The 12,968-nt window shown below is 66.5% G+C and carries 5 protein-coding genes; 2 read left to right on the top strand and 3 right to left on the bottom strand.

All coding sequences use genetic code 11. From position 1 onward, the window contains the following. Window positions 1–99: 99 nt before the first annotated feature. From HV786_RS26180 to HV786_RS26170, 3 genes are read right to left on the bottom strand one after another with little or no spacing between them, the layout of a single operon-like run. On the bottom strand, window positions 100–1,626 hold the full coding sequence (locus HV786_RS26180) for an ABC transporter substrate-binding protein (RefSeq protein WP_128828585.1): 1,527 nt from the start codon (window positions 1,624–1,626) through the stop codon (window positions 100–102). A gap of 50 nt (window positions 1,627–1,676) precedes the next feature. Then, a complete protein-coding gene (locus tag HV786_RS26175) occupies window positions 1,677–3,530 on the bottom strand; it encodes an ABC transporter ATP-binding protein (protein WP_217472126.1) in 1,854 nt (617 codons plus the stop codon). A gap of 9 nt (window positions 3,531–3,539) precedes the next feature. Beyond that, window positions 3,540–4,052, bottom strand: coding sequence for a winged helix DNA-binding protein (locus HV786_RS26170; protein WP_008160698.1), 513 nt, complete (start codon window positions 4,050–4,052; stop codon window positions 3,540–3,542). Between the two features lie 389 nt (window positions 4,053–4,441). On the opposite strand from HV786_RS26170, the gene HV786_RS26165 reads away from it, so the two are divergent. Both HV786_RS26165 and HV786_RS26160 read left to right on the top strand, forming a co-directional pair. Then, entirely contained in the window at window positions 4,442–6,160 is a 1,719-nt protein-coding gene (locus HV786_RS26165; RefSeq protein ID WP_128828586.1) for a ShlB/FhaC/HecB family hemolysin secretion/activation protein, read from the top strand. Between the two features lie 28 nt (window positions 6,161–6,188). Further along, window positions 6,189–12,968: two-partner secretion domain-containing protein (locus tag HV786_RS26160; RefSeq protein ID WP_175212039.1), on the top strand; the 6,780-nt coding region annotated here is incomplete at its 3' end.

Raw genomic sequence — 12,968 nt, 5'->3', positions numbered from 1 at the left:
CTCAACGAGGCACACCCCAAGCGGGATGCCGCGGATCCGGGCTCTGCCGGTCCGCTGGCATGCCCCCTGGGGGGAAGCGCAAAGCGCTCGGGGGGGGACTTACTCTACGGCCGTATCCAGGAAACGGAAGCGGATGTCGCCCGGGACTTCCAGGTTCTTCACACGCTTGTTCACGCCCACGATCGTGTTCAGGCTGTACAGCGGCATTTCCAGCGCCTGGTCGGCCACGTACGCGGCGATCTCGTGCAGCATCGCTTCGCGCTTTTTCACGTCATAGACCGTGCGCTGCGCTTCCAGCATCGCGTTCAGCTTGGGATCGTTGTCGTACGGATTCCACTTCTGGCCCGAGTGGTACATCAGGTACGCCGTGTTGTCGTAGTCGTACGTCCAGCCGCCCCACTGGTTCTGCCACATTTCGCCGGTCTTGCCGCCGGGAATGATGTCGTTGAGCAGCACGCCGGTTTCATACGGCTTGATGGTGGCGCGCACGCCCACGCCTTGCAGGTAGCCGGACACGGCCTGCGCCACTTCGCGGAAGTTCGAGTCGCTGCCGCGCACGTCAATCTGCACCGTGGCGCCCGGCTTCACGCCGGCGGCCGCCAGCAGCTTCTTGGCTTCGGCGGGATTGAAAGGCAGGGGCTTTTGCTCGGGGTTGTAGCCGAACGACTGCGGACCCTGGAAGCTGGCGATGGTCTTGGCCTGGCCCAGCAGGAGCTGCTTGACGATGGCGTCGCGATCGACCGCCATGATCAGCGCACGGCGCACGTCGCGATGCTGCGTGATGCCGTTCTTGGTGTTGTAGCGCAGCGCGAAGGCTACCGGGCCGCCCGTGGAGATGACGTCGGCGTTGCCCGACTTTTTGACCGTTTCGATCAGGCCCAGCGGGATCAGCGTGGCGATGTCGATGCGGCCGGCCTGCAATTCGGCGACCTGCGTGCCGGGTTCGCCGATGAAGCGATACACCACCTTGTCCAGCTTGGGCTTGCCGCCCCAGTATTCGTCGTTACGCGCCAGCGTCACGTTGACCTTGGGCTGGTAGCTGTCGAACTTGAACGGGCCGGTGCCGACCGGATGCGTGTTGAAGTTGTCTTCGCCCTTTTCCGTGATGTACTTGGGCGGCACGATCATCGCGCCGTAGCCCGCCAGCTTCGTCAACAGCACGGGGTCCGGCTGCTTCAGGATGAAGTCGACCGTGTACGGGGCCACCACCTTGACCTCGCCGATCGAGTCGTAGTTCGACTTCTGCGGGCCCTTGGCGCCTTCCGCGCCCAGCAGGCGGTCGAACGTGAACTTGACCGCCTCGGCATTGAAAGGCTCGCCATTATGGAACTTGACGCCTTCGCGCAGCTTGAAGCGCAGGCGCTTGTGGTCGTCCAGATATTCCCAGCTGGTGGCAAGGCCCGGCTGCAGCTTCAGATCGGCGCCGCGCATGGTCAGGCCGTCGTACAGGTTGCTGCCGACCGAACCCCAGAACGTCACGAACGTGTCGATCGGATCCCAGCTTCCCGGATCCTGGTTGATGGCCACATTGAGCGTGCCGGCGGCGTGCGCCGTCGACACAGGCAGCGCGGCGGCAAGGGCCAGCGTCAGCGCGGTGGCGGAGAGGGTGGTGCGAAGGAAGTGCATGGTCGCCTCCAGGGACGGGAAATCGGGTCGGACCGACGGATAAAAGGGGTTCAGGTGGCGCGGGCGACCTGGTGGCCGGGCGCAAACTCAAAGAGGGGAACGATCGCGGGCTCATCGCCCACGCGGCGCACCGGGCTGGGGATCTCGCCCTCGATCAGGGAAGTGTCGATATGGCGGCCGGGCTCGGCAACCGGGACGGCTGCCAGCAGCTTGCGCGTGTAGGCGTGCTGCGGGGATTCGAAGATCTGGCGGCGCGTGCCCAGTTCGACGATCTGGCCCAGGTACAGCACGGCGACGCGGTGGCTCACCTTTTCCACCACCGCCATGTCGTGCGTGATGAACAGGTACGACAGTCCGCGATCCTTTTGCAGATCCATCAGCAGGTTCAGGATCTGCGCCTGAATCGACACGTCCAGCGCCGACACGGACTCGTCCGCGATGATCAGTTTGGGATTGCTGGCCAGCGCGCGCGCGATGCACACCCGCTGGCGCTGGCCGCCCGAGAACTCATGCGGATAGCGCGTGGCGTGCTCGGGCTTCAGGCCCACCTGTTCCAATAGCTCGCCCACGCGCCGCGCGATGGCGTCTTCGCCGCTCAGCAAGCCATGCGTGCGGATCGGCTCGGCGATGCTGAAGGCCACGGTCTTGCGCGGATCCAGCGACGCGTACGGATCCTGGAAGATGTACTGGATCTCCTGGCGCAGGCGCTGGCGTCCCGCGCTGTCCATCGAGAAAATGTCCTGCCCGTTGTAGCGCACCGCGCCGGACGTGGGCGCCACGAGCTGCTGCAAGGTCTTGCCGATGGTGGACTTGCCGCTGCCAGATTCGCCCACCAGCGCCAGCGTCTCGCCGGGATAGACGTCAAAACTGACCTGCTCGACCGCATGCACCCGGTGCGTAACGCGGCCGAACAGGTTGTGGCCCACGTCAAAGCGCGTGGTCAGCTTGTCCACGCGCAGCACGGGCTTGTCGTAGCGTGCGGTGTCCTGTTCGCGGGTCTCGCCCACCTCGCGCAGCGTGTCGCCTTCCAGCACGGTCTGCGGCGTGCGCAGCGGCAGCTCGCGGCCCGTCAGGCTGCCCAGGCGCGGCACGGCGGCCAGCAGCGCGCGCGTGTAGGGATGCTTGGGCGCGTTGAAGATTTCCTGCACCGTGCCTTGCTCGACCTTTTTGCCGCGCAGCATGACGACCACGTCGTCCGCCATCTCGGCCACCACGCCCATGTCGTGGGTAATGAAGATCACCGCGGTGCCCAGGTCGCGCTGCAGTTCGCGGATGGTGTTCAGGATCTGCGCCTGGATCGTGACGTCCAGCGCCGTCGTAGGCTCGTCGGCGATCAACAACCGCGGCTGGCACGACAGCGCCATCGCGATCATCACGCGTTGGCGCATGCCGCCCGACAACTGGTGCGGATAGCGGTCCAGCAGCTGTTCGGCATCGGGCAGGCGCACCTTTTCCAGCAGCTTTCGCGCCGACTGGCGCGCCGCCGAACGCGACAACTGCTGGTGCAGCATGATCGCCTCGACGATCTGGTCGCCAATGGTGAACACGGGATTGAGCGACGTCATCGGCTCCTGGAAGATCATCGCAATGTCGTTGCCGCGGATCGCGCGCATCTGTTCGTCGCTGGCCTGGGTCAGGTCGACCTCGCGATCGTTGCCGCCGCGAAACAGGATCTGGCCGGTCGAAATGCGCCCGCCGCTGTAGTCAGTCAGGCGCATGATCGCCATCGACGTGACGGACTTGCCCGAACCAGACTCGCCCACGATCGCCAGCGTGCGGCCGGGCCGCACGTCGAAATCCAGGTTGTCGACGGCGCGAAACCCGCCGGTGTCGGTATTGAAATCGACCGATACGCCGCGCACGGACAGCAGCGGTGCGGGGGCGGAAACAGGAATGCTAGACAACGTGGATTCTCACAGCGAGGTGGCGGCGCGGGCGGCCTGGTCGTACAGGCCCGAAAGAGCACGCAAGGTGTTGGCCAGTTGATGACTGGCGTTGTCGGCGGCGGGGGAGTCGATGAACGGCTTGACGAGGCACTGCTCGCGCACTTCGGCGTAACGCTGGATGGCGGCCGCGCCGGCGTCGGTGGTGGTGTAGATCACTTCCTTGCCCGTCTTGGCGCTTTGGACGACGCCCAGGCGCTCAAGCTTCTTGAGCGAGTAATTCACCAGATGGGTGTCTTCGACATTGAGTGTGAAGCAGATGTCAGCCAGTTTCTTGCCCCGGCCCCGGTGGAATACGTGGTTGAGCACCAGGATATCCAGCGACGTCAGTTCGGGCAGCCCCGCGCAGGCCATGCAGCGCACCATCCACCGGTTAAAGGCATGCGACGCGATGATCAGGCCGAATTCGACCTCCGACAGCTCAGGCGCGGAAGACGCGAGGTGGGAAGACGAAACGATGGCGTCCCGAACGGATACAGGCATGGGCAAGGCAAAGCAAAGGGACGGATCAACGACAAAACGTTGGCGAATTATTGACGATTTGTAGATATGCCGGCATTCGGGTTAACCCGGCCCGATATTTCAGAGTTCTCTGATTTCTGCGGCTTAGGCAGCGATTTAAAAAGGCGGCTGATGTAGCTGCCAGCGCACATGTGCGAAGTCGATTTGTTACGTGCCCGAGTTCCGTCTTTAAGAAATATCAATAAAAGACGGCAATCAGAGCCATACGAACGACAAAGCGGGGCAATAGCGAAGAATTCAATAAAGAAACAATAGATATATATTGTAATAAACGGTATTGCGCGGCAAAATTCAGCCCCAATCGATCAACAGGAGACGACGCACGGCGGATGGCCGAAGCGTCCAGACGTATGAGCGGATCGCATCACTTTCACGGAGCATGGTTGATTTGGGCGGCGCTTTGCGCCGGCGCGGGCATCAGTTCGGCGTGGGCGCAATCCGCCCCTGAGGCCGCGCAGCGCGCGACAGAAATCCAGCGCAGGCAGGAGCAGGAAATCGATGCTCAACGCGCTCGGGCGGCAGAGCGTCCCGACGTGCTGTCAGCGCCCTCGGCGCCCCAGCCGGGCGGGTTGACCCTTCCCCCCGAAACCCCGTGCTTCGTCTTGCGGGAAGTGATCTGGGAAGGCCCCGAACCGCCGGATCTCCTGGCGCGCGCCACGGCCATCGTGCTGGGCGAATGCGTGGGCGGCCGCGGGTTGCGGGCGCTGCAAGAACACCTGATCGGCTTGCTGATCGACGACGGCCTTGTCACCGCGCGCGTCGTCGTGCCCGAGCAGTCGCTTGCGGACGGGTCGCTGACGCTGCGTTATCTGCCAGGCCGCATCTCCGCCGTCCAAAGCCAGGACGGCATCGGTTGGTGGCGCACGGCGTTGCCGACCGGCCCCGGCGGCGAACTGAATCAGCGTGATCTGGACCAGGCGCTTGAGAACATCAGGCGGCTGGGCAGCCAGGCCGACGCCGCCATCGATATCGCGCCCGGTCCCGAACTGGGCGACTCGGACATTCTCATCAAGCCCGGCACCGGCAAGCGCTGGCATGGCTACCTGGGCGGCGACAACGGCGGCATGGATACGGTGGGCAAGTATCAAATCAATGCCGGCCTCACCCTTGATTCCCCACTGTTCCTTTACGACCAGCTGTCGGTCTCGTGGAACAGCAATGCGCACTGGCGCGACGCCGACTCCCACACGCGCGCAGCTTCCATCAACTACAACGTGCCGTTCGGCTACTGGACCGTCTTCGCGGGCGCCAGCAAGTCCACATACCGCCAGACGGTCGCCGGCTTCGAAGAACCCATCGTCTACGGCGGCACCACCAAGCAGATCCAGGCAGGCGTATCGGTCGTGCCGTACCGGGGTACCTCCTACAAGGGCAACCTGTCGCTCACCGTGCTGCGCAAGCGCACCGACAGCACCCTGAACGACGTGGCCATCGACGTGCAGCGGCGCGACGTCACGGGCTACGAGATCGGCTACGGGCATCGCCATTACGTCGGCCGGGCCGTGCTGGACATCGGCGGCGGCGTGCGCGGCACGCTGCCTCAGTTCTCCGACGAGCCCGGCTACATCTACGGCGACCCGGACTGGAACGGGCGAAGCACGATTCTTACCGCCAACGCGGGCGCGTATCTGCCGTTCCAGGTTGCCGGACAATCCCTTGCCTATCAGGCCACCTGGCAGATCCAGCACGCCAAGACGGCCATCGTGCCGGCCGACTACTTCACGATCGGCAACCGCTACGCCGTGCGCGGCTTCGATGGCCAGATGACGCTCGCCGCCGAAGACGGCTGGACGCTGCGCAACGATCTGTCGTTCAACCTGGACGATCTGACCGGCCTTGCCGGCCAGCAGCTCTATACCGGCTTGGACGTCGGGCGCGTGGGCGGCCCGTCCGCCGAGTACCTGTCCGGCCGGACGCTGGTCGGCGCGGTCGCGGGATTGCGCGGCCGCCTATCCATTCCCTATGTCAGCGCCAGCTACGACCTCTCGGCCGGCTGGCCGCTCAAAAAACCCGAATCGCTCAAAACCGCGTCCACCGTCTTCGCGATGGCCGTGATGTTCGAGTTCTAAATCCGCTGTTCCCCGTCAGGTGCGCATGATGTCCAAGCTTCGTTCGTTGATTGTCTGGTCCATCGTCTTCACGCAGGTCTGGACGCCCGTGCTGGCGCAGACGCTGCCGATTTCCGTCGACAAGAACGTGGCCGGGCAAAAGCCGATCGTGGGCGTCACCAACGGCGTACCGGTCGTCAACATCGCGCCGCCGTCGGCGGGCGGCGTGTCCAACAACCGCTACACGCAGTTCAACGTGGGACCGTCCGGCGTGGTGCTGAACAACAGCGGCGGCGCCAGCCAGACGCAACTGGCCGGCCAGGTGGCCGGCAATGTCATGTTGGGCAACCAGCGCGCCACCACCATCCTGAACCAGGTCACCGCGCCCAACCCGTCGCAACTGATGGGCACGCTTGAAGTCGCTGGCAACCGCGCCAATGTCATCGTCGCCAATCCGGCAGGCATCACCTGCAACGGTTGCGGCTTTCTGAACGCCGATCGCGCCACGCTGACCACGGGCCGTCCGCAGGTGGGGCCTGACGGCAACATCGCGCTGGAAGTGGCTGGCGGCAAGCTGCGCGTCGAGGGCCAGGGGCTGAACGGCACCGCCGCCAGCCAGGTCGACCTCATCGCCCGGACGCTGGAGATCAACGCTGGCGTCTGGGCCGACCGGCTCAACGTCACGGCGGGCGCGGCGCGCGTGGACTACGCCAGCGGCAACGCGACCGCTGGCACCGGCGAGGGCCCGGCGCCCGTCGTGGCGCTGGACACCGCGGCATTGGGCGGCATGTACGCCAACAGCATCCGGCTGATCGGCACCGAGGCCGGCGTCGGCGTGAACGTGGGCGGCAACCTGGTTGCACTGACCGGCGACCTGGAAGTCAGCGCGTCGGGCGACGTCCGCATCGCGCCCAGCGCCGCCGTGCAAGCAGCGCGGGATCTGCGCCTGGCGTCCGGGCGTGACGTGTCGGTGGACGGCGCCGCGCAAGCCGCGGACAACGTGGCGCTGGCCGCTGGCCGCAATGCCGCGATCACGGGGGCGGTGGGCGCGGGCGGTTCGATCGATGTGAACGCGGCAGGCAACGTAAGCGTTGCCGCGCAGGCCGCGGTGCAGACGCAGGGCGCGCTGCGTGTCGCGGCCGGGCAGGATCTGTCGTTGGGCGGCTCGCTGCTGATGGGCGGGCAAGACGTTCGGGTTGAATCCGCGCGCAATGTGCGGATCGGCGGCGAGATCGCGCCGGGAGGGATGCCGCCGGGCGGTGGAGCAGGCGCGGGGAACTCGGGCTCCGGTGGTTCGAGTTCCGGTTCGGGCTCGGGCTCGGGCTCCGGGTCGGCGGCGGGCGGTTCGAACGCGGGGAGCGGCGGCACGGCGGGCACCGCCAACGACGCGGCGCAAGTCGGCACGAACTCCAGCGGTCTGGTCACCGCCACGGGCGCGGTCGAGCTCAAGTCGGGCCGCGACATGGTGCTGCCTGGCCAAGTCACCGCCGCGGGCGCGTTGCACGCGCGGGCTGGCGGCGATCTGACAACGGGGGCGACCGCTCAGATTCAATCGGGTGGACCCGCCCAGGTCCGTGCGGGCGCGGACCTGAACCTGGGCGGCCTTGTCGGCGCGCGCGGCGACTTATCGCTGATGGCCGGGCGCGACGCACGGGTGACGGGCAAGGCGTCCGCCACCGGCCGCATCGGCATTGACGCGGCGCGCGATCTGCGCATGGACGCGCCCGCGCAGTGGGACGCCGAAGGCGAGATTGCCGCCAAGGCGGGCGCCGGCATGACGCTGGCCGGCACGCTCCGCGCCAACGGCAACACTGCGCTGACGGCGGGCCAGACGCTAGCGGTCGACGGCGCGATCACGGCCGCTTCCGGAAGCATGACCGTCTTGACCGACGGCGACGTCGCCCTCGGCGCGAATGCACAGTTGGCGGCGGCCGGTCCCGTTGGCCTGACGGCTGGCGGCAGCCTGCAAAGCCTGGGCAAGGTCACGTCGCTGAAAGACCTGTCGATGCAGGCGGCGCGCGACATGACGCTTGATGGCGCAACGCTCGCGACTGGCGATCTGCAGGTGCAGGCGGGCAAAACTCTCGCGACAGCTTCCGCCTCACGCCAGCAAGCGGACGGCTCGGTGACGGCCATGGCAGGCGACGCGTCGCTGGCGGGTGCCCTCATCGCGGGCCAATCCGCGCAGATCACTACGCAAGGCAGTCTGCGGGTGGACGGCACGCTACTGGCCGACGCTGGCACGCTTCAGGCCGTTAGCGGCGGCGACATGACGCTCGGGTCGGCCAGCACCCTTCAGGCCGCCCAGCAATTGACTGCCCAGGCTGGCGGCAACCTGCTCGCAAATGGCGCCGTCTCCGGTGAAGCCGACATTCATCTTTCCGCAGATTCCCACGCCGAACTGAACGGCAAGACGGTCGCCAACGGCACCCTGCGCGCCGAAGCGGGCACGGACCTGACGGTGGGCCAGAGCGGGCTGGCGCAAGGCAACGCCAATCTTTTCCTAGGCGCAGGCCAGGACCTGCGCGTCGCCGGCACCGCAGGCACCGCGGAACCTGCCGCGGGTCAGGCAGGGCTGCTGCAAGCCCAGGCCGCCCGGGATCTCTTTGTGACCGGCCTCGTCACGGCGGGCACGCCCGCAAGCCTGACGGCACAGCGCAATCTGGGCGTCGACGGCACCGTGGCGGCGCTTGCCGGCAACCTGACCGCCGACGCGGGCGGGCAATTGCGCGTCGGCGCCACTGGCCGCATGCAGGCCGCGCAGAACCTCACCGCGCAATCGGGCGCCGACCTGGCGTCCGACGGGGTCATCGTCGCAGGCGGCGGCCTCACGCTCGCGGCGTCCGGCGATGCACGCCTGGGCGGCACGGCGGCCGCGCTGGGCGAGGCGGGCGCGGGCAATTTGCTGGTTACCGGTCGCGATGTGATCGCCAAGCAGGGCGCGCAGTTGCAGGCGGCGGGCACCCTCACGGCGCAAGCCCAACGCGACGTCAGCGCCGCCGGGGCGTTGGCGTCCGTGGGCGACATGATGCTGTCGGCTGCGCGCGATGCGCGCGTGGACGGCACCGCTGCCAGTGATGCGAATCTGACCCTGACTGGCCGCAATGTCGCGGTTGGTGCGGCAGGCCTGGCGCAAGCCGCAGGTACGCTCACGTCCACCGCGCAAGGCACATTGCTTGCCGCCGGCAGCATGCTCGCCGGCATCACGCAAACCCTCAGCGCGGGCAGCGGCATGACCCTCAACGGCACCGTGGCCGCGTTGGAAGGCGACCTGAAGCTGGAGACGGAACACGGCGATCTCGTCACGGGCTCGGCCTCCAACCTGCAAGCGGACGCCGCGCTGACCGCCACCGCGGGCGGCGCGCTGAACGTCATGGGTTCGGCTGCCGCCGGACAAGGTATGACGCTGCGCGCGGGCGGCGACGCCACGCTGGGCGGCATCGCGGCCACCCAGGCCGGCAACGTCACCATCGATGCCCAGGGTGCGCTCTCAACCACGGCCAACGGTCGCATCCAATCCGCCGCGGACATTGACCTCCAGTCCGGCGGCCTCTTGAAGAACGCAGGCATTGTGTCCGCGGCAGGCGCGGCCTACCTGGTGTCAGACACGGGCCTGAACAACACCGGCTCGGTGCTCGCGGGTAGCGACGTCACCGCCACGGCGAAGAACGCGCTGAATAACAGCGGCCGCTTCATCGCCGGCGTCGGCGACGACGGCACGCTCAGCCTGCCCGGCAGCGTCAACTTGACCGCAGCCTTTATCACGCACCCGGGCATCAGCGCGGCCGGCAAGGACATGACCCTGGCCGCAGGCGGCATGGACCTGTCCGGCGGCAACGTCTCGGCCGTCGGCAAGCTCGGGCTCACGACCTCTGGCGACATCACCACGCGCAATGCCGTCCTGCACGGCGGCAGCGTCGACATCGCCGCCGCCAACTTGCGCAATCAAGACGGCAAGATCACGTCTGCCGGCGAGGCAGTCGTCAAACTGAGCGGCGAACTGGATAACACCGCCGGCCTGATCGCCGCCGCGGGCGATGCACGCATCGATGCCTCGCGCATCGGCAATGCCGGCGGCACGCTGGCGGGCGCGAATCTCACCCTGGTTGCGACCGGCGCTGTCGACAATCAAGGCGGCCTGATTCAGGCCGACGACACCCTGACCCTGAACGCCGCCAGCCTGGACAACCGCGCCACGCTGACCGCCGCAGGCATCCCGCCCAAAGGCGTGCTGGCCAAGACGGCCACCATCGTCGCCGGTGGCATCAACAACCAGTCCGGCGCCATCAGCGCGGGCCAGGACCTGACGCTGGATACCGGCGAGCTGGACAACACCGGCGGAAACATCGCCGCTGAGCGCTACGCGACCATCAAGGCCGCAATGCTGAAGAACCACCAGGGCAAGTTGCTGGCCGGCGAACGCCTCGCGGTCACGATCCAGGCGCTGCAAGGCCTGGGCCTGCTGCAATCCGCGCAAGACCTGTCCTTCACCTACACCGGATCGCTCAACCAGACCGGCGACCTCGCCGCCGGCCGCGACCTGACGATGTCGGTCGGCGGCAACATGGACAACAGCGCCACCGTCAGCGCTGGCCGCGACCTCACCATCACGGCCAACGCGCTCAACAACCAAGCCAGCGGCGAGCTGCTTGCCGGACGCAACAACACCATCAACGTCACCAACGGCCTCACGAACTCGGGCCTCATCGACGGCGGCGCGACCAACATCAACGCAGGCCGCGTCGACAACTTCGGGCGCATCTACGGCAATTCCATCGCCATCCGTGCGGGGGAACTGGTCAACGGAGCAGGGCCCGGCGGCGGTGCGGTCATCGCGTCCCGCGGTGATCTGGATATCGGCGTGGGTTCGCTCGTGAATCGCGAACATGGGCTGATCTACGCGGCCGGGGATATGCGCATCGGGAGCGCGCTGGACGCGAATCGCAAGGCGATCGGGCAAGCTGCGTCGCTCGTCAATGCGTCGGCGACGATTGAGGCTGCAGGGAACGCGGTGATATCCGCGGTGTCGCTGCAGAACATCAATACAAATTACGCCAGCGAAGTTGTGCCGGTGTTGACCGTGCCGAAGGTGTACGTGACGCCGGCCGGCTCCACCGAAATGTACGACATGGAATCCAACTGGTTCTGCGTCAAAGATCGCCCAAGGTGCGAAAAGGGCGTCGACCTTCTTGAAAACGACTCCCAGCACGGGTTCTTGCTTCCGTCCGACAACTATCCCGCCTCTCGATATGGTCCTCCCTTCGATTACGCGCCTTGGTACACGGGCATTACGGATGATGAGGGGCCCATCGCACGGGTCGAGGTCCCGCGCAGAATTCTTTGTTCAATCACGAATGACATCGAAGTTTGTACGCCCGAAACTCGGTTTGGGGACAACTGGGTGTACCCGCCGGTAACACACCCGTACGGTACCGATGAGCGAGTCTGGGCCGTCTTCGGTGTGACGCCGCCGGTCGGCCCGGAGCCGCAGTGGGTACCGCGAGATCCTCCATGCCGCGCGAACGACGGCGCTTGCTATGCGGCGGAAAAAGTCCGACGGCAGGCCTACGAAGAAGCGCATTACGCATACAAGGTGCCGTTCGATGAGCTGGATGCGCGCATAGCGGCGTTCAATCTGGATTTCCAGAATCGCATGAGGTACACCCTCACGATCTACGACGTCCAGGAAACCGTCACCGAAACCCGCACCATCTCATCGGATCCTGGAAAGATTCTGTCTGGCGGCGCCATGACGCTCGTCGGGACCGTCACCAACGATAAGAGCCAGATCGCGGCTGGCGGCACGCTGTCGGTAAGCGGGCCGGCCATCAACAATATTGGAGCGGGAGGCGAGCGCGTGGTGACGCGCGTTGGCCGCGCCATCTTGTCCCAGCCGAGCGGCAGAAAGCGCAAGGAACACATTGAGGACTACAACCGCACCCTCGCCGCCGAAGCCATCGAGCTGCCCGTCGGTACCTCCGGTGGCAACCTGTCGGTCTCACTCAGCGGCGCGGCGCCTGGCGCCAACGGCGCCACCGCAACCGGTCCCGTCCTGGTTGCCAGCCTCGGCTTGCCCGGCGGCAACGTCGTGCGCACCGTCTCCAACCCGGCCACGATTCCCGACAGCCAGCTCTTCGCCGTCAGCGGCACACCCGATGCCCCCTACGTCGTTGCAACCGACCCGCGTTTCATCGGCAACCGCGAGTCCGTTTCCAGCGACTACCTGTTCGGCCTCCTGCAACAGCCCGGCGCACCCGTCGGCAACGCGGGCGCGTCCGGCGCCATCAAGACGGGCTTGGGCAACACCCCCGGTGGCCTGAACGCCCTGATCCCCGCCGGCGCAAAATTCCTCACGCCGTCCGGCGAACCCCGTCGCCTGGGCGACGGCTTCTACGAACAGAAACTCGTCTCCGACCAGATCCTCGCCACCACCGGCCAGCGCTTCCTGGACGGCTTTGGCGACAACGACAGCCAGTACAAGCAACTGCTCGCCAATGGTGCACAGTTCGCCCTGAACAACGGCATCAAACTCGGCGCCGCGCTCACCGACGCCCAGCAACGCCAGCTCACCACTGACCTCGTCTGGCTGGTCGAGCAGACCATCACGCTGCCCGATGGCACCACCGAGACAGTGCTAGTCCCGCAGGTCTACCTCTTGGTGCGCGAAGGCGACCTGAAGGGCGACGGCACCCTCATGGCCGGCCGCGACGTCAAGCTCGCCGCCGACGGCGACATCACCAACAGCGGCACCATCGGCGCGCGCGACGCCACCGTCATGACCGCCGCCAACATCGTCAACCAGGCCGGCGGCCTGATCCAGGGCGCCATC

Source organism: Achromobacter mucicolens, assembly GCF_902859725.1.
In the GTDB taxonomy this organism is placed as follows: Bacteria; Pseudomonadota; Gammaproteobacteria; order Burkholderiales; family Burkholderiaceae_B; genus Achromobacter; species Achromobacter mucicolens.
This window is presented reverse-complemented; position numbering and strand designations above follow the sequence as displayed.

What these genes read in the sequence shown, in the direction of transcription:
- HV786_RS26180 (WP_128828585.1), bottom strand. Translation starts at nt 1,626, where the DNA reads ATGCACTTCCTTCGCACCACCCTCTCCGCCACCGCGCTGACGCTGGCC.
- HV786_RS26170 (WP_008160698.1), bottom strand. Translation starts at nt 4,052, where the DNA reads ATGCCTGTATCCGTTCGGGACGCCATCGTTTCGTCTTCCCACCTCGCG.
- HV786_RS26165 (WP_128828586.1), top strand. Translation starts at nt 4,442, where the DNA reads ATGAGCGGATCGCATCACTTTCACGGAGCATGGTTGATTTGGGCGGCG.